Annotated in this window: 15 protein-coding genes; 6 read left to right on the plus strand and 9 right to left on the minus strand. The window is 74.0% G+C overall.

The genetic code is table 11. The features are described 5' to 3' along the window. Window positions 1-31: 31 nt before the first annotated feature. From BMW27_RS01005 to iolC, 8 genes are read right to left on the minus strand one after another with little or no spacing between them, the layout of a single operon-like run. Complete coding sequence (locus tag BMW27_RS01005) at window positions 32-1,525, minus strand: CoA-acylating methylmalonate-semialdehyde dehydrogenase (RefSeq protein WP_091437779.1); 1,494 nt, start codon at window positions 1,523-1,525, stop codon at window positions 32-34. Window positions 1,526-1,553: 28 nt separating this feature from the next. After that, the gene (locus tag BMW27_RS01010; protein WP_091437783.1) at window positions 1,554-2,510 is read right to left on the minus strand and encodes a sugar phosphate isomerase/epimerase family protein; all 957 of its coding nucleotides are present in this window, start codon (window positions 2,508-2,510) and stop codon (window positions 1,554-1,556) included. Further along, the gene (locus BMW27_RS01015) at window positions 2,507-3,595 is read right to left on the minus strand and encodes a Gfo/Idh/MocA family protein (protein WP_091437786.1); all 1,089 of its coding nucleotides are present in this window, start codon (window positions 3,593-3,595) and stop codon (window positions 2,507-2,509) included. The genes BMW27_RS01010 and BMW27_RS01015 overlap by 4 nt, the downstream gene beginning before the upstream one ends. Beyond that, the gene (locus BMW27_RS01020; RefSeq protein WP_091437789.1) at window positions 3,592-4,584 is read right to left on the minus strand and encodes a TIM barrel protein; all 993 of its coding nucleotides are present in this window, start codon (window positions 4,582-4,584) and stop codon (window positions 3,592-3,594) included. Before BMW27_RS01020 ends, BMW27_RS01015 begins: the two co-directional genes overlap by 4 nt. A 31-nt stretch (window positions 4,585-4,615) precedes the next feature. Further along, window positions 4,616-6,565, minus strand: coding sequence for a 3D-(3,5/4)-trihydroxycyclohexane-1,2-dione acylhydrolase (decyclizing) (iolD, locus tag BMW27_RS01025; RefSeq protein ID WP_091437791.1), 1,950 nt, complete (start codon window positions 6,563-6,565; stop codon window positions 4,616-4,618). Continuing rightward, window positions 6,562-7,473: a 5-deoxy-glucuronate isomerase gene (iolB, locus tag BMW27_RS01030; protein ID WP_091437794.1), complete on the minus strand. Its 912-nt coding sequence runs from the start codon at window positions 7,471-7,473 to the stop codon at window positions 6,562-6,564. Before iolB ends, iolD begins: the two co-directional genes overlap by 4 nt. Window positions 7,474-7,487: 14 nt before the next feature. After that, the gene (locus BMW27_RS01035) at window positions 7,488-8,426 is read right to left on the minus strand and encodes a class I fructose-bisphosphate aldolase (protein ID WP_217638001.1); all 939 of its coding nucleotides are present in this window, start codon (window positions 8,424-8,426) and stop codon (window positions 7,488-7,490) included. Continuing rightward, on the minus strand, window positions 8,419-9,381 hold the full coding sequence (iolC, locus tag BMW27_RS01040) for a 5-dehydro-2-deoxygluconokinase (protein ID WP_217638002.1): 963 nt from the start codon (window positions 9,379-9,381) through the stop codon (window positions 8,419-8,421). Before iolC ends, BMW27_RS01035 begins: the two co-directional genes overlap by 8 nt. A gap of 223 nt (window positions 9,382-9,604) precedes the next feature. Between iolC and BMW27_RS01045 the strand changes: the two genes are divergently transcribed. Beyond that, window positions 9,605-10,333, plus strand: a complete 729-nt coding sequence (locus BMW27_RS01045) for a GntR family transcriptional regulator (RefSeq protein WP_091437798.1) — start codon at window positions 9,605-9,607, stop codon at window positions 10,331-10,333. 185 nt (window positions 10,334-10,518) lie between these two features. Then, a complete protein-coding gene (locus BMW27_RS01050) occupies window positions 10,519-10,758 on the plus strand; it encodes a hypothetical protein (RefSeq protein ID WP_091437803.1) in 240 nt (79 codons plus the stop codon). Between the two features lie 65 nt (window positions 10,759-10,823). Here BMW27_RS01050 and BMW27_RS01055 read toward each other — a convergent pair whose 3' ends face one another. After that, complete coding sequence (locus tag BMW27_RS01055; RefSeq protein ID WP_091437807.1) at window positions 10,824-11,084, minus strand: hypothetical protein; 261 nt, start codon at window positions 11,082-11,084, stop codon at window positions 10,824-10,826. Between the two features lie 722 nt (window positions 11,085-11,806). Between BMW27_RS01055 and BMW27_RS01060 the strand changes: the two genes are divergently transcribed. Genes BMW27_RS01060 through cydC form a run of 4 tightly spaced genes read left to right on the plus strand, consistent with a single transcriptional unit; the run spans window position 11,807 to window position 17,644 of the window. Then, window positions 11,807-13,231 carry a cytochrome ubiquinol oxidase subunit I gene (locus tag BMW27_RS01060; protein ID WP_091437812.1) on the plus strand — a complete coding sequence of 475 codons (1,425 nt, stop codon included), beginning with the start codon at window positions 11,807-11,809 and terminating at the stop codon, window positions 13,229-13,231. 2 nt (window positions 13,232-13,233) lie between these two features. Further along, window positions 13,234-14,268, plus strand: coding sequence for a cytochrome d ubiquinol oxidase subunit II (cydB, locus tag BMW27_RS01065; RefSeq protein ID WP_091437815.1), 1,035 nt, complete (start codon window positions 13,234-13,236; stop codon window positions 14,266-14,268). Further along, window positions 14,268-15,956 (plus strand): thiol reductant ABC exporter subunit CydD, encoded by a 1,689-nt coding sequence (gene cydD, locus BMW27_RS01070; protein ID WP_091437819.1) that lies wholly within the window; start codon window positions 14,268-14,270, stop codon window positions 15,954-15,956. The genes cydB and cydD overlap by 1 nt, the downstream gene beginning before the upstream one ends. Next, on the plus strand, window positions 15,953-17,644 hold the full coding sequence (gene cydC / locus BMW27_RS01075) for a thiol reductant ABC exporter subunit CydC (RefSeq protein WP_091437822.1): 1,692 nt from the start codon (window positions 15,953-15,955) through the stop codon (window positions 17,642-17,644). Before cydD ends, cydC begins: the two co-directional genes overlap by 4 nt. Window positions 17,645-17,741: the final 97 nt, after the last annotated feature.

The following is a 17,741-nucleotide window of genomic DNA, read 5'->3' on the forward strand; positions in this document are numbered from 1 at the left end:
TCTCGCCGGCGCCGGCCGGTCCCGGTGGCCGTCAGGCGTTCTGCGGGAACCCCAGGTTCAGGCCGCCGTGGCTGGGGTCCAGCCAGCGGCTGGTGATAACCTTGCCGCGGGTGAAGAAGTGCACGCCCTCGGCGCCGTGCGCGTGGGTGTCGCCGAAGAGGCTGTTCTTCCAGCCGCCGAAGGAGTAGTAGGCCATCGGCACCGGGATCGGCACGTTGATGCCGATCATCCCGACCTGCACCTCGTGCTGGAAGCGCCGGGCGGCGCCGCCGTCGTTGGTGAAGATCGCGGTGCCGTTGCCGTACTCGTTGCTGTTGATCAGCTCGACGGCGTGCTCGTAGGTGTCCACCCGCAGCACCGACAGCACGGGGCCGAAGATCTCGTCGGTGTAGACGCTCATCGCCGGCTCGACGTGGTCGACCAGGGTCGGGCCGAGCCAGAACCCGTCCTCGCCGCCCTCGGGCTGCACCTGGCGGCCGTCGACGACGAGCTTGGCGCCCTCCTTCTCGCCGGCCTCCACGTAGGACTCGACCCGGTCCCGGTGCCGCTTGCTGATCAGCGGGCCCATGTCGCAGCCCTTGCGGCCGTCGCCGGTGCGCAGGGTGTGGGTGCGCTCGGCGATCCGGGCGACCAGGTCGTCGCCCACCCCGCCGACGGCGATCACGGCACTGATCGCCATGCAGCGCTCGCCGGCCGAGCCGAACCCGGAGTTCACCGCCGCGTCGGCGGCCAGGTCCAGGTCGGCGTCGGGCAGCACGACCATGTGGTTCTTCGCCCCACCCAGGGCCTGCACCCGCTTGCCGTGCCGGGTGCCGGTCTCGTAGACGTACTGGGCGATCGCGGTGGACCCGACGAAGGACACCGACTGGATGTCGGGGTGCTCGAGCAGCCGGTCGACGGCGACCTTGTCGCCGTGGACGACGTTGAACACGCCGGCGGGCAGCCCGGCCTCCTTCCACAGCTCGGCGATCCACAGCGACGCCGAGGGGTCCTGCTCGCTGGGCTTGAGGACGACGGTGTTGCCGGTGGCGATCGCGATGGGGAAGAACCACATCGGCACCATCGCCGGGAAGTTGAACGGGCTGATGATCGCCACCGGCCCCAACGGCTGGCGCACCGAGTGCACGTCGACGTTCGTCGAGGCGTTCTCGGTGAAGCCGCCGCGGACCAGCGAGGGCACGCCGCAGGCGTACTCCACGACCTCCTGGCCGCGGGAGACCTCACCCAGGGCGTCGTCGAGGACCTTGCCGTGCTCGGCGGTGATGATCGCCGCCAGCTCGGGCTTGCGGGCGTTGAGCAGCTCGCGGAAGCGGAAGAGCACCGCGGTGCGCTTGGCCAGCGAGGTGTCGCGCCAGCCCGGGAAGGCCGCCGAGGCGGCGGCCACCGCGGCGTCGACCTCCTCGGTCGAGGCGAGCGGAACCTCGCCGATGACCTCGCCGGTCGCCGAGTCGGTCACGTCTCCGGTGCGGCCACTGGCGCCCTCGCGGCGGGCGCCCTCGATCCAGTGCGGGATGTGCGTGGGCATGACTGCCTCTCTGGGGGTCGGTCCGCCGTCAGGGAGCGGTGTCGTCGGGGAGCGGGGTCTGCGGGAAGTTCGGCCGGGAGGTGCCGGCGTCGGGCCCGGCCGCGTCGGCGTCCGGGAGCGTCCCCGCGGGGAAGTGCTTGCCGACCAGCCCGCGGATCGCGTCGAGCATGCGGGTGCCGGACTCGCGGGCCTGGTCGTCCCAGCCGAAGACGCAGGTGGTGAGGACGCCGTCGAAGCCGATCCCCGCCAGCGCCGCGAAGGCCTCGTCGGCGTCCACGTCGCCGCGCCCGAGCTCCATGTGCTGGTGGACGCGGGTGGTGTTGCCCGGCGGGTTGGTGATGTAGCGCAGCCCGTCCGAGGCCCGGTGGTCCATCGAGTCGGCCACGTGCACGTGGGTGAGCAGCTCGCCGGCGTTCGCGATGATCCCCGGCGCGTCGTCGCCCTGGTGGAACGTGTGCGGCATGCAGTACAGGAAGGACACGCACGGCGAGTCGATGCCGCGGATCATGTCGAGCGACGGGAGGCCGAGCTCGATGAAGTCGTCCGGGTGCGGCTCGAGGGCCAGCTTGACGCCCTCGCGCTCGAAGACCGGCAGCAGCTCCTCCATCGACCGCCAGAACATGGCCTCGGCGAGCTCGGGCGCCTCGGGCCGGCCGTTGAACTCCGAGTTCATCGTGTCCACGCCGAGCTCGACGCAGATCTCGATCGCCCGCCTCCAGTAGCGGACGGCGGCCTGCCGCTCCACCTCGCCGGGGCCGGACCAGCGCATCACCGGCAGCAGCGACGTGACGCCCACGCCGGCGTCGGACAGCTTCGACCGGAACGCCCGCACCGTGGCGGTGTCCACCCGCGGGTGCTTGAAGAACGGGATGAAGTCCTCGCGGGGCGAGAGCTCGATCCACTCGTAGCCCATGCCGGCCACCACGTCGGGCAGCTCCAGCAGGGGGACGGTGCGCAGCATCTGCGGGTCCAGGGCGATCCTCATGACGGCGTGCCCTCTCGCGACGCCAGCCGGACCTCGGTCCGCTGCCCGCTGCGCAGCGCCTCGACGCCGGCCGCGCACACGGCCTGGGCGGCGTAGCCGTCCCACGCCCCGGGGCCGTCGACCTCACCGCGGCGGGCGGCGTCCACCCACCGCTGCAGCTCGATGTCGTAGGCCCGGCCGAACCGCTGCCGGAAGTCCGGCGCGATGCCGGTCGACCGGGCGGCGCCCGACGACCCGCCGGACGTGCGCACCAGGCCGGCGTCGAGGCCGATCATCGCGCTGCCGTCCTCGCCGACGACCTCGGTGCGCACCTCGTAGCCGACGCCGGTGCTCACGAAGCACTCGACGTCCACCATGCGGCCGCTGGTGGTCTCGAACAGCACCAGCAGGGGGTCGGACTGGCCGGCGACGGCGTGCCGGGTCGTCTTCGGGCGCAGCACGGTGACCGCGGCGATCTCCTCGTCGAGGAGGAACCGGGCGACGTCGACCTCGTGCACCACCGAGTCGTTGACCATCATCTCGCTGGTGAAGTGCGGCGGGACGGCGGCGTTGCGGTGCGCGCAGTGCACCAGCAGCGGCTCGCCCAGCCCGCCGGCGTCGATCAGCGCCTTGAGCTCGGCGTACTCGGGGTCGAAGCGGCGCATGAACCCGACCTGGACCAGCCGCCGCCCGGTGCGCGCGGCGTACTCGTCGTCGGCCCGCACCACGGCCAGGGAGCTGTCGGCCTCCATGGTCAGCGGCTTCTCGCACAGCACCGGCTTGCCCCGCTCGATGCAGGCCAGCACCTGCTCCTCGTGGAACTGGCCGGGCGTGGCGATCAGGACGGCGTCGACGTCGTCGTCGGCGATCGCGGCCAGCGGGTCGCCGATCACCCGGCAACCGGGCACGGTGGCGGCCACCTGCTCGGCCTTCTCGGCGAAGGCGTCGCTGACCGCGACGACCTGGGCGCCGGAGATGCGGCTGTAGAGGCGGGCGACGTGGTCGGCGCCCATCATCCCGACGCCGAGGACGGCGACCTGCAGCTCGCGGGCGGGGACGTCGGCCAGGTCCGGGAGCGCCCCGGCACGGGTCTCGGCGGTGGTCATGCCCGGTCCTCCTCTGCGCTCGTGGTCTTCGGGGCGCCGATCTGCAGCGACGGCAGCTGACAGCCGGCGATGTGCCGGTGGGTGCGCTGGGCGATCGGGAAGGGCTGGTCCGGCGGGCACGGGTACATGTCCTGCTCGACGATCGCGAAGACGTCCAACCCGTGCGCCTCGATCGCCTCGAACAGCGGCGGGTAGGCCGGGACCCCGGTCGGCGGCTCCACCATCGCGCCCATCCGCACCGCCTCGGGCCAGACGATGTCCTCGTCCAGGATGCGGTCGATGAGGACCGGGTCGACCTGCTTGAGGTGCAGGTAGCCGATCCGCTCCGGGTACTTGTTGATCAGCTCCAGGTTGTCGCCGCGGTAGTAGCTGACGTGCCCGGTGTCCAGGCACAGCGGCACGTACTGCGGGTCGGTGTCGGCGAGGAACCGCTCGATGTCACGCTGCCAGCCGACGTGGCTCTCGGCGTGCGGGTGGTAGGCGATGGTGAGCCCGTACTCGTCCCGGATCGCGCGGGCCAGCCGGTCCACACCCGTGGTCTTCGCCTGCCACTGGTCGGCCGTGAGCTCGCGGGACTCGACGTCCGCACCGGTCTTCTGGTCGCGGAAGGTGTCGGGGATGACCACCACGTGGGTGCCGCCCATCGCCTGGGTCAGCGCCGCGACGTCCTTCACCTGGCCCCACACCGCGTCCCAGGAGTCTGGCCGGTGCAGGTGCTCGAACACGGTGCCGGCCGACACCTGCAGCCCCCGCGCCGCGAGCTCGTCGGACAGCTGCGCCGGGTCGGTGGGCAGGTAGCCGTAGGGGCCCAGCTCGATCCACTCGAACCCGCAGGCGCTGACCTCGTCGAGGAACCGCTGCCACGGCACCTGTTCGGGGTCGTCGGGGAACCAGACGCCCCACGAGTCGGGGGCCGACCCGACGCGGATCCGGGCCCGGCCCGGCTCGGCGGCGGCCCGGGCGGGGGCCGCGGGGTGCTGCGCGGTCATCTGTTGTCTCCTCCGTGGGCGGGCGTGCGGATCAGGACTGCGGGGTGTCGCGCTCGGACGGCGCGAGGTAGGCGGGCCGCTGCACGGCCTTCCAGCGGTCGTAGACCGCGCGGGCCTCCTGGGTGCTGGACAGCGTGGAGACCTCGCTGACCGGCACGTCCCACCAGGACTCGCTGGAGGGGGCGTCGATCAGCGGGTCGGTCTCGACGTGCACGACCGTCGTCCGGTCGCTGGCCTTGGCCTTGCGCAGCGCCGCCTCGAAGCTCGACCCGTCCTGGGCGACCAGGACGTCGACGCCGAGGCTCGCGGCGTTGGCGGCGAGGTCCACCGGCAGCACGTCGCCGTCGAGCCGGCCGGACTGCGAGCGGTAGCGGTAGCGGGTGCCGAACCGCTGCGACCCCAGCTGTTCCGACAGCGCGCCGATCGAGGCGAAGCCGTGGTTCTGCACCAGGACGACGACGATCTTGACGCCCTCCTGGACCGCGGTGACCAGCTCCGTCGGCATCATCAGGTAGGACCCGTCGCCGATCATCACGAAGACGTCCCGGTCGGGGCTGGCCATCCGGATGCCGATGCCGCCGGGGATCTCGTACCCCATGGTCGAGTAGCCGTACTCGACGTGGTAGCCCTTGCGGTCGCGGACCCGCCACATCTTGTGCAGGTCACCGGGCATCGACCCGGCGGCGCAGACGACGACGTCCCGCGGCGCGGAGATCTCGTTGACCATGCCGATGACCTCGTTCTGGGTCAGCCGGCCGCCCTCCCCGGCGCTCGGGGTCCCGGGGTGGTAGGCGGCCTCGACGGTGGCCTCCCACTGCGCGGCGAGCTCGGCGGTGCGCTCCCGGTAGGCGTCGTCGACCGACCAGCCGGCCAGCGCGTCGGTCAGCGCGGCCAGCGTCTCGCGGGCGTCGGCCTGCACGCCCACCCCGGCGTGCTTGACCGCGTCCATCGAGCCGATGTTGACGTTGACGAACCGCACGTCGGGGTCGTTGAACGCGGTGTGCGACGCGGTGGTGAAGTCCTGGTAGCGGGTGCCGATCCCGATGACGACGTCGGCCTCGCGGGCCAGGGCGTTGGCCGCCGTCGTCCCGGTGGAGCCGATCGCCCCCACCGACTGCGGGTGGTCGTAGGGCAGCGCGCCCTTGCCGGCCTGGGTCTGCCCGACCGGGATGCCGGTGGCCGAGACGAAGGCGTCCAGCGCCTCGGTGGCCTGCGAGTAGATGACGCCGCCGCCGGCGACGACCAGCGGGCGCCGGGCCGAGCGGATCACCTCGACGGCGCGCTGCAGGGCGGCCGGCTCGGGCAGCGGCCGGCCCACGTGCCAGGTGCGCTCGGCGAACAGCTCGACCGGCCAGTCGAACGCCTCGGCCTGCACGTCCTGCGGGAAGCAGAGGGTGACCGCGCCGGTCTCGGCCGGGTCGGTGAGCACCCGCATGGCGCCGAGCAGGGCGCCGGGCAGCTGCTCGGGCCGCCAGATGCGGTCGAAGTAGCGCGACACCGGCCGGAAGGCGTCGTTGACGGTGACGTCGCCGCTGTCCGGCCGTTCCAGCTCCTGCAGCAGCGGGCCGGCCGAGCGGGTGGCGAAGGTGTCGGCCGGCAGCAGCAGCACCGGCAGCCGGTTGATCGTGGCCAGCGCCGCGCCGGTGAGCGTGTTGGTCGAGCCGGGGCCCACGCTGGTGGAGACCGCCCAGGTCTGCAGCCGGTCCTTGGCGCGGGCGTAGGCGACGGCGGTGTGCACGACGGCCTGCTCGTTGCGGCCCAGCACGTAGGGGAGGGCGCCGGGCTCGTCGATCTCGGCCTGCAGCAGGGCCTGGCCGAGCCCGGCGACGTTGCCGTGCCCGAAGATGCCGAAGCAGCCGGCGAACAGCCGCTGCCGCTGCCCGTCGCGCTCGGTGTGCTGCTGCGCCAGGAAGCGCACGACGGCCTGGGACACGGTCAGCCGCACGGTGTCGGTCCGTGCCGGTGGCGGATAGTCGCTCACGGTCGGGGGGCTCCGTTCTGGTCGGTGCCGGCGGGGGAGTGCAGGGGGAGGCGGGGGTCGACGTCCTCGTCGGCCCAGGTGCCGCGGATCCAGGTGTGCGCGGGGTCGTCGACGATCCGCCAGGCGCGCTCGTCGCCGGGGCCGGCCATGACGTTGAGGTAGTAGAGGTCGTGGCCCGGAGCGGCGATGGACGGCCCGTGCCAGCCGTGCGGGATGAGCACGACGTCGCGGTCCCGGACCTCGGCGAGCACGTCGATCGGCCGCTCGGCAGTCCCGTAGACCCGCTGGTAGGCCAGGCCGGGCTGTCCCTGCGGGCCCGGGGCGACCTCGAAGTAGTAGATCTCCTCGAGCTCGCTCTCCACCTCGGAGGTCTCGTCGTGCTTGTGCGGGGGATAGGAGGACCAGTTGCCGCCGGGCGTGATGACCTCGCAGGCGATGACCGCGTCGGCCTCGAACACGTCGGCGGTGGCGAAGTTGTTCACCTGCCGGCTGCACCGGCCGGCGCCCCGCAGCTCGACGGGGACGTCCGACGCAGGGCCGTAGCGCACCGGCAGGCGACGGGAGGCCCGCGCGCCGCACAGCGCGAACCGCCCGCCGTTGCGGCTGGCGAGCTCGGCGGTGACGCCGAGCGGGAGGTAGGCGAAGTCGGTCGGCCCGGCGAACACGCCGCTGCGCCCAGCGAGGGTGAGCACCTCGCCGTCGCACTCGACGACCAGCCCACCCGAGAGCGGGACGACGAGGACCTCGTCCGCGCCGGTGTCCAGGGTGTGCGAGCCGCCGGCGGGCAGCTCCAGCACCCGCAGGCTGGAGTGTCCCCAGCCGGCGGACTCAGGGGTCACCTCGAGGGCGTACGGGCCGGAGGCTGCGCTGCCGGCAGGCAGGTGCTGCGACGCGGTGGTCGCGGTCATCGGAGGAGGGCCCTTCAGTGCACGAGGGAGACGGCGGTGTCGACCGCGGAGGCGACGTCGTCGTCCGGCGGGTACAGCAGCGTGCGGCCGACGACCAGGCCGCGCACGGACGGCAGCGCGAGGGCGTCGCGCCAGGCGGCGTAGGTCTCCTCGGGCCGGCGGGAGGGGTCCCCGCCGAGGAGCAGCGTGGGCAGGGTGGTGGCGTCCATGACCCGCTCCATCTCGGCGACGACCGGGAGCTTCATCCAGGTGTAGGCCGAGGTGGCCCCGAGCCCCTGGGTGATGTGCACCGACTTGATGACCGCGTCGGGGCTGAGGTCGTTGGTGACCCGGCCGTCGACCCGCCGGGACAGGAACGGCTCCAGCATCACCACCACGCCGGCCCGGGCCAGCTCGGTGACCGCCCGGCCGGAGGTCTCCAGCATCCGCACCGTGCCGGGGTCGTCGAGGTCGATCCGGTTGAGCATCTTCGCCGCGTCGAAGCGGGCCTCCACCACGCCGGCGACGTCGTAGCCGGTCATCCGGTCGTCGAGCTCGAAGCTGGCTCCGGCCAGGCCGCCGCGGTTCATGGAGGCGACCACGACCTTGTCCTCGAGCGCGCCGAGCAGCAGCAGGTCCTCGGCGATGTCGGCGGTGGCCAGGAGGCCGTCCACGCCGGGGCGGGCCAGCGCCGTCCGCAGCCGGTCGAGCATGTCGGTGCGGCTGTTCATCGCCGCCGGCCGCCCCTGGGCCGACAGCGCGCCGCGGGCCGGGTGGTCGGCGGCCACGAGCATGAGTCGGCCGTCCTCGGGGAGGAAGGCCGGCCGCCGGCGGCGTGCGGCCAGCGCCCGGCGGATGGCCTGCGGGTCCCGGCTGCGGACCTCGGTGACCTCGGCGTAGGTGGTGCACACCGGCCGGGACCCGCGGGTGGCGGGTGCGGGGGCCTCGGTGGGGGACAGGACGGTGTCAGACACGGGTGCCCTCCAGGGACGCGGTGACGTGCTGCTCGATCTCGGCGGAGGTGGGCATCGCGGTGGAGCACTCCAGCCGGGAGGCGACGATGGCGCCGGCGGCGTTGGCGTTGCGCAGCACCTGCTCGAGGGGGAGCCCGGTGAGCAGGCCGTGGACCAGCGAGCCGCCGAACGCGTCACCGGCCCCGAGCCCGTTGACCACCTCGACCGGTGTGGGCGGGACGACGACCCGCTCGCTGCGGGTCTTGCCGAGGACGCCGCGCGGGCCCTGCTTCACGATCGCCAGCTCGACCCCGGCGGCGAGCAGGGCGTCGGCCGCCCGGTCCGGCTCGGTCTCCCCGACGGCGACCTCGCACTCCTCGCGGTTGCCCACGGCGACGGTCACGTGCGGGAGGGCCGCGCGCACCTGCGCCGTGGCCTCCTCCTGCGAGGTCCAGAACATCGGCCGGTAGTCCAGGTCGAGCACGGTGTGCCGGCGCCGTCCCCGCGCCTCCCAGGCCGCGTGGTGCGCCGACCGGCTGGGCTCCTCGGACAGGCCGGTGACCGTCGCCCAGAAGAGCTCCGCGCCGCCGATCGCGTCGAGGTCCAGGTCCTCCGGCCGCAGCTGGAGGTCCGGGGCCTTGGGGCGGCGGTAGAAGTACAGCGGGAACTCGTCGGGCGGGAAGATCTCGCAGAAGGTGACCGGCGTGGGGTGGGCCGGGTCGACCGCCACGAGCCGGTCGTCGACGCCGAGGTCGCGGAGCGCCCGCCGGACGAACCGACCGAACGGGTCGTCCCCGACCCCGGTCACGAGCGCGGTGGCGTGGCCGAGCCGGGCCGCGGCGACCGCCACGTTCGCCGCACTGCCACCGAGGAACTTCCCGAACGTCTCGACGTCCTCCAGGCCGACCCCGACCTGCAGGGGGTAGACGTCCACCCCACTGCGGCCCATCACGACCACCTCGAAGCTGTCTGTCACGGTGCTCCGTCCCCTCGCCCGTCGACGTCCGCCTGCCTCTGGGACTGTGCTCCGGGCCACACCGACGTGTCAAGACTTTGTTAGGACATAAAGGCAATAAGACGTCCGGTGGTCGGTTGCCCCGAAGTGATGAGGACGACAGGACGTCCTGAGGTGCGATCATGTACCGGCGGGGCCGGGTTCCCGGTCAGGCCCGCGCGGTGCCCGCAGCCGAGGAGGCCCTGTGCTGACGTTCGACATCGACCGCTCCAGCCCCACGCCGCTGTACTTCCAGCTGGCCCAGGCGATCGAGGGGGCGATCGCCGGCGGCGAGCTGCCGGCCGGGTCCCGCTTGGAGAACGAGATCCTGCTGGCCCAGCGTTACGGGCTGTCGCGGCCGACGGTGCGCCGGGCGGTGCAGGAGCTGGTCGACAAGGGGCTGCTGGTCCGCAAGCGCGGGGTCGGCACCCAGGTGATCCAGCCGCACGTGCGCCGGTCGGTCGAGCTCACCAGCCTCTACGACGACCTCGCGCGAGGCGGCGAGGCACCGACGACCGAGGTCCTGTCGCTGGAGCGGGTGCCGGCGCCGGCCGACATCGCCGAGGAGCTCGACCTGCCGGAGGGGGACGAGATCGTCGTCGTGCGCCGGCTGCGGCGCTCCCACGGAGAGCCACTGGCGCTGCTGACCAACCACCTCCCGGGCCGGTTCGAGCCGACGGTCCAGGACCTCACCGAGCGCGGGCTGTACCAGTACCTGCGGTCCCAGGGGGTGCACCTGCGGGTCGCCCACCAGCGGATCGGCGCGCGGCAGGCCCGCACGGACGAGGCCCGGCTGCTGGAGGAGCCGCCGCGTTCGGCCCTGCTGACGATGCAGCGGACCGCGTTCGACGACCAGGGTGTGGCCGTGGAGCTGGGCCGGCACGTCTACCGCGCGTCCCGCTACGACTTCGAGACGACGCTCGTCGGTCGCTGACCCACCCGGGCCGCGCGTCTGGGTCTTCGGCATGACCTGCCTCACCATGCAGCGCCGGCAGCTGGTGGCGTCGGCCACATCTGCTCACTCGCGGTGGGGACACTCACAGTGTCTGGGCGAGATATGCCAAGTCGTCAGGACGACCATGGATGTCGGGACACCGACCGACACCCGAGGAGATCGTCATGCAGGGCACCGCCTTCGCCATCGCCGCCACCACGCCCGACCTGGGGTGGGTGGACTCGCTGCGCCGTCGCCGGGCCGAGCGCCGCGCCCGCCGCGCTCTCGAGCGCGAGCTCGCCGACTACGCCACCGCCAGCGCGCGCGACGACCTCGCCGCCCTGATCGCCGGCCACGGGGTCGCCGACAGCGAGGCCGCCGACGTCCTCGTCCGCCAGGCTCGCCGCGACCTCTTCCGCGCCTGAGGGAGGACCCCGTCCTCCTCGCCCTTCGCAAGCTCAGGGCGGGGCCCTGGACGGGGCCGTCGTGCTCAGCTGAAGGGGTTCTCGCCGGCCTCGATGCGTGCGGCGAACTCCTGCAGCGCCGCCGTGTCGGGGGTCCCGCCGGCGTTCCGGATGGCCGCGTCGAGCGCGGCGAGGACCTCGTCCGCCGGCCGGCCGGCCATGTCGTCGCCGATGTCGGCCAGCGTGGGGGCGATCCGCTCGCTGAGCAGCTCGGCCCGCCGGCGCACCAGCGGCTGCAGCAGGTGGAGGAGCTCCGACTGGAGTCCCTCCCTCGGTCGACGCGCCACGTCGGGACTCCTCAGCACACGGGGGAGCTCGCCGGACAGGACCCGTGGAGGACGCGGCAGCGAGCCGCCGCCAGTGGACACCGGCTCGTGCGACCGGAGCAACCCCGCCGTACCCGCCCCCCGCGATCAGCGGCTGTCAGCCGGTCGGCGCCGCCGAGCCGTGTGCCGGCAGCTGCACGCCGTCCCGCCCCACCGTGTCGTTGCCGCGAGCACCCCGCCCGCGCCGGGGCCGGCACCCGTACCCGGGGAGTCGGCCGGCCCCCGCGCCGGCGTGGACCGGTTGCTCGGCGGCGACGTGCACCAGCTCCGGAACGGCGGTGGGCAGCCGGCGGCGCAGGCCGATGAGTCCCCGGTGCAGGAGGAGCGTCGGCTCCCCGAGCCGTGAGGGGCTGCGCGGGAGTGAGGGAAGGGCGGCCGGACCTCGTCGTCCTCGCCCGGCCGGTCTCCTCGACCCCGGTGGAGGCGCGCTCATCGCGTCGCTCACCCGGCCGGGCACCCGGTTCCCCTAGTCGGCTCCGTCCGACCCGGATCCGATCGGCCAGGCGCGCTCCCCCCGGCGCGGTAGTCCGACCGTTATCCACAACATCCAGCGCTCGTGGGGCCGGGCGACCTGCAGCGGGGCCACCTGCGTGCCACGCTGGTGCCGCCCGGAGCCGTGACCTCCCGCGCCAGCCACGCGCCACTCCCTCGGTCACCGGTGTCCGTTCCTGGGGCAGGTGCGCATGGACGTGGTGGAGCTCTCCCGGTTCCAGTTCGCCTCGACGAGCATCTTCCACTTCTTCTTCGTCTCGCTCACCGTCGGGCTGGCCTTCCTCATCGCGGTGATGGAGACCTTCGCCTTCGTCCGCAGCGACCGCCGCGAGCTCTACGGGAAGATGACCAACTTCTTCGGTCACCTCTTCCTCATCAACTTCGCCGTCGGCGTGGTGACCGGCATCGTGCAGGAGTTCCAGTTCGGGATGAACTGGAGCGAGTACTCCTACTTCGTCGGCAACATCTTCGGCGTCCCGCTCGCGCTCGAGGTGCTGATGGCCTTCTTCCTCGAGAGCACGTTCATCGGGCTGTGGTGGTTCGGCAAGGACCGGCTCAAGCCCTGGATGCGGCTGGGGGCCATCTGGCTGGTCGCCGTCGGCACCCAGATCAGCGCCTTCTGGATCGTGCTGGCCAACGCCTGGATGCACCACCCGGTCGGCTACGAGGTCGTGGACGGGCAGGCGCGGCTCACCGACTTCGGCGCCGTCGTCTTCAACTACAAGGCCTGGCTGTACTTCGCCCACGTGCAGGGCAGCGCGTGGGTGATCGCCGGCTTCTTCGTGCTCGGCATCAGCGCCTTCCACCTGCTGCGCCGCCAGGACACCGACGTGTTCGCGAGGTCGCTGCGGATCGGGCTGGTCTTCGCCGCGGTGGGCACGGTCTTCTCCGTGGTCAGCGGCCACACCGAGGCCCAGGTCGCCCGCGAGGACCAGCCGATGAAGTTCGCGGCCATGGAGGCGCAGTGGGAGACCTCGGAGTCGCCGGCGCCGTGGTCGCTGGTCGCGCTCATCGACCAGGAGGCCCGGGAGAACACGGTCAGCCTGGAGATCCCCTACGTCGGGTCGATCCTCGCCTACAACAGCCTCGAGGGCCGCTACGACGGGATCAACCAGATCGAGGAGCAGTACGACGAGGCCTACGGCGAGGGCGACTACACCCCGCCGGTGGCCTGGGTGTACTGGTCCTTCCGGATCATGGTCGCCATCGGCTCGCTGCTGCTGGCCACGGCGTTCCTCGGCCTGTTCCTCTGGTGGCGACGACGAGGCGAGCTCGACCGCACCCGCTGGTTCCTCCGCGTCCTGGTGCTGCTCATCCCGCTGCCCTGGATCGCGAACTTCACCGGGTGGATGGTCACCGAGATGGGCCGCCAGCCCTTCATGGTCTACGGCCTGCTCACCGTCGAGGAAGGGGTCAGCGCCAACTCCTTCGGCGAGGTGCTCACCGGCCTGGTGGGGCTGTGGATCGTCTACCTCGCCCTCATCGGCCTCGACGTCTACCTGCTCACCGTGACCGCGCGGGCCGGCATCCACCGCACGCCCGAGGCGCAGCTGATCGCCGCGCCGGCGCCCAGCTACGAGGGGTCCGGCTTCCAGGGCTACGAGCGGAAGGGCTGACGGTGGACCTCGTCACGCTGTGGTTCTGGCTCATCGCGCTGACGTTCACCCTCTACTTCTTCCTCGAGGGCTTCGACTTCGGCGTGGACATCCTGCGGCCCACGCTGGCGCGGAACGAGGCGGAGGAGCGGGCCCTGACCGGCACCATCGGCCCGTTCTGGGACGGCAACGAGGTGTGGATCATCGCCGCGGCCGGCCTGATGTTCTCCACCTTCCCGATCTGGTACGGCGCGGTCTTCAGCGGCCTGTACCCGGTCTTCGTGGCGATCCTGCTGGCCCTGCTGCTGCGCGGGGTGTCCTTCGAGTACCGCAACCAGGTCGACCAGCAGCGGTGGCGGGACTTCTGGGACTGGATGTCCTTCCTCGGCAGCGTCGTCCCCTCGTTCCTCTGGGGCGTCGTGATGGCCAAGATCATCGAAGGGCTGGCGGTCGACGAGGACTCCCGGGTGGTCAGCCCGTTCACCGACCTGTTCTCGCCGTTCGCGCTGGTCGGCGGGTGCGCCACGCTGCTGCTGTTCGTGCTGCACGGCGCGAACTTCCTGCTGCTGCGGCTGCACCAGGACACCCCGCTGCACGCCCGGGCCCGCCGGGCGGCGCTCGGGTGGGGGGCGCTGGCGACCGTGGCCATCCTGGCCTTCGTCGTGATGGGCTACGTGACCGAGGGCCTGTTCGAGGACTTCGGCGTGCTGCCCTGGCTCTTCCCGGTGGCGGCGTTCCTGACGCTGGCCAGCATCTGGCTGGCGCTGACGCTGCGCCGCGACACCCTCGCGTTCACGATGAGCGGCCTGACGATCCTGTTCGCCACGGTGACGGTGTTCATCGCCCTGTTCACCCGCGGCGTGGTGCTGCCCTCCACGCTGGACCCGGCGTTCAGCCTGACGCTGCAGGAGTCGGCCAGCCAGCACTACACCCTGGTGCTGATGACCTGGGTGGGCGCGATCTTCCTGCCGCTGATCATCGGCTACCAGATCTGGAACTACTACGTCTTCCGGGAGCGCGTGCGGCCCGACGAGGGTGCCCTCGACCGGGGGTACTGATGGCCCCTCGCCCGGCGGCGCGCGGCCCCGTGGCGCGGGTGCTGGCCCGGCCCGGACCCCGCCGGCTGGCGCTGGCCTGCGCCGCCCTGGCCGGGCTCACCGCCGTCCTGCTCGTCGTGCAGTGGGCGCTGGTCGCCGCCGTCGTCAGCGCGGTGTTCGCCGGGCGGGCCACCCCCGGCGACCTGCTCGGCGCCCTCGCCGAAGCCCTGGCCGCATGGCTGGCGCGGGCCGGCCTGCTGGCCCTGCGGGAGCTGCTGGCGGCACGCACGTCGGCGCGGACCCGGCACGAGGTCCGCAGCGAGCTGGTGGGCAAGGTCCTGCGGCTGGGCCCGGCGCTGATGGCGGGGGAGCAGGCCGGGGAGCTGGTCACGACGGCCACGGAGGGGGTCGGCAAGCTCGACGGCCTCGTGGCGCGCCTGCTGCCCGGCGCGGTGTGGGCCGCGGTGCTCCCGCCGCTGCTGGCCGGCACCGTGCTGGTCCTGGACCCGCCGAGCGGCGCGCTGCTGCTGGCCACCGGGCCGCTGCTGGTGTTCTTCCTCTGGCTGGTCGGCACCCTGGCGGCGCGCTCGGCGCGCGAGCAGTGGACGACGCTGGGGCAGCTCGGGGCCGTGCTCGTCGACACCGTGCGGGTGCTGCCCACCCTCGTCGCCTACGGCCGGGCCGGTCGGAGCCGGCGCTGGCTCGCCGACGTCGGGGAGGCGCACCGCGCGGCCACCATGCGGGTGCTGCGCACGGCCTTCCTGTCCGGCTTCGTGCTGGAGTTCGGCGCGGTGCTGTGCACCGCCCTGGTCGCCGTCACCGTGGGCGTGCGCCTCTTCTCCGGCGACCTCGAGCTGCAGCTCGCCCTGCTCGTGCTCCTGCTGACCCCCGAGTTCTTCGCCCCGCTGCGCGCGCTGGGCGCCGACCGGCACGCCGCCCTGGAGGGCCGCCCCGCCGCCGAGCGGGTCCTCGCCCTGCTCGACCTGCCCGAACCGGACCGCGGCACCGCCGCCGTGGGCCCCGGCGTCCCGCACGTCCGGCTCAGCGGGGTGACCCTGCGGCACGAGGGCCACGAGGTGCTCACCGGCGTCGACCTGGACCTGCCGCCCGGCTCGCGGACCGCGCTCGTCGGGCCCAGCGGCGCGGGCAAGTCCAGCGTGCTGCGGCTGCTCCTCGGCTTCGCCGGCCCCGACGAGGGCTCCGTGCTCGTCGACGGCGTCCCGCTCGCGGCCCTGGACCCGGACGCCTGGCGGGCGCGGGTCGCCCACGTGCCGGAACGGCCCTGGCTGCTCCCGGGCTCGGTCTGCGAGAACGTGCGGCTGGGCCGGCCCGGCGCCACCGTCGCCGAGGTGGAGACGGCGCTGGCGCGGGCCCACCTCCTCGACGTCGTCCGGCGGCTGCCGCAGGGCCTGGACACGCCGCTGGGGGAGGACGGCGCCCGGCTGTCCGGCGGGGAGCGGCTGCGCCTCGCGCTGGCCCGCGCGTTCGTCAAGGACGCCGCCGTCCTGCTGCTGGACGAGCCGACCGCCCAGCTGGACCCGGACAGCGAGGCCGAGGTGCTCGCCGCGCTCGACGCCCTGGCGCGCGGGCGGACCGTCCTCACCGTCACCCACCGCGCGGCTCCGCTGGCCCTGCACGACCGGGTCGTCCCGCTCGAGGACGGCCGCACCGCACCGGCCCCCGTGCCCGGTCCGGCGGCCGTGCGGTGAGGGACGTCCTCCGGCGGCTGCCGCCGGCGCGGACGGCGCTGGCCGTCGCGCTCGGTGCCCTCACCGTGCTCACCGGAGCGGCCCTGCTGGCGACCTCCGGCGCGCTGATCAGCGGCGCGGCCCAGCGCCCCGCGACGCTGCTGGTGCTCATGCCGCTCATCACCGGCGTCCGGTTGTTCGGCATCTCCCGCGCCGCCCTGCGCTACGCCGAGCGGCTGGTCTCCCACGACCTGACCCTGCGCCTGGTCGCGCGGGTGCGGGCCGACCTGCTGGCCCGGCTCGTCCCGCTGGCCCCCGCCGCGCTCACCGGCGCCCGGGGCGGGGACCTGCTGGCCCGGGTCCGCGCCGACGTCGACGAGCTGCAGGGGGTGTTCCTCCGGCTCGTCGCGCCCACCGCCGTCGCCGTGGTCGCCGGCGGTGCGGCGGTGGCCCTGACCGCGCTGGTGTCCCCGCCGCTGGCCGCCGTCCTGGCGGGCGCGCTGCTGGTGCTGGGGGTGCTCGTGCCGGCGGCCGGGCTGGTGGCGGGACGGCGCGCCGCGGTGGCCGCGGGCGAGGCCGACGCCGCCTTCGGCAGCGACGTGCTGGACCTGCTGCGCGGGCTGGCCGACGCCGCCGGCGGGGACGGCGGCGCCCGGGCGCGGACCGTCCTGGAGGACTCCCTGCGACGCCAGGAGGCCGCCGAGCTGGCGTCCGCGCGCCTGCTCGCCGTCACGACCGTGCTGCGCGAGGCGGTGCCGGCGGTCGGCGTGGGAGCGGCCATGTGGCTGGTCGGGTGGGACGTCGCCACCGGCGCGACGAACCCGGTGCTGCTGGCCGCGACCGCCCTCGGGGTGCTCGGCTCCTTCGAGGCCGTGGGCGGCCTCGGCGCCGCCTGGAGCGCCGCCGGCGGCATCCGGGCGGCGGCCGGCCGCGTCCGGGCGCTGGGGGAGCAGCGGCCGGCGGTGACCGACCCCGCCGCGCCGCTGCCCCCGCCGACCGGCTCGGCCCTGCGGCTGGAGTCGGTCACGCTGGTCCACGCCGGGGGCCGGCCCGCGCCGGCGGAGCTCGACCTCGCGGTGGCGGAGGGGGAGAAGGTCGCCCTCACCGGACCCAGCGGCGCCGGCAAGAGCAGCGTCCTCGCGCTGCTGCTGCGTGCCCTGGACCCGGACCGCGGCCGGGTCACGCTCGGGGGCGTGGACCTGCGCCGGCTCACCCTCGCCGACGTCCGCGCGCGCTCGGCCTGGGCGCCGCAGACCCCGCAGCTGCTCGGCGGCACGCTCGCCGGGAACCTCCGCCTCGCCCGCGACGACGCGAGCGAGGCGGAGCTGCGCGCCGTGCTGGCCGACGTCGGCCTGACCGGCCTGCTGGGGACCGTCGGCCTGGACGGCTGGGTCGGGGAGTCCGGCGAGCGCCTCTCGGCGGGGGAGCGGGCCCGGGTCGGCGTCGCACGCGCCCTGCTGAGCCCGGCGCCGGTCCTGCTGCTCGACGAGCCGACCGCCCACCTCGACGGCGCCACCACGGCCCGGCTGCTCGACCTGCTGGCCGCCGACGACCGCACGGTCGTGCTCGTCACCCACCAGACGGCCGACCTCGACCGGCGCTGGCGGGTGGTGGAGCTCGCCGCGCCGGCGGGGGGCGCGGCGACCGCCACGGCGCCCGTGCCCCGGCCGGTCCCGGCGGCGCGCTCCCTCGGGGCACCCGCCTGCTGACCCGCCCCGCCGATCGCGCGACCTCGGCCGGCGCTTCGGACTACCGTTATCCCTAACTGGACGGCGACCGGCCGGACGAGGGACCGCGACGGCGAGG

Origin of the sequence: Geodermatophilus poikilotrophus, from assembly GCF_900111455.1 — a bacterium.
GTDB lineage: Bacteria > Actinomycetota > Actinomycetes > Mycobacteriales > Geodermatophilaceae > Geodermatophilus > Geodermatophilus poikilotrophus.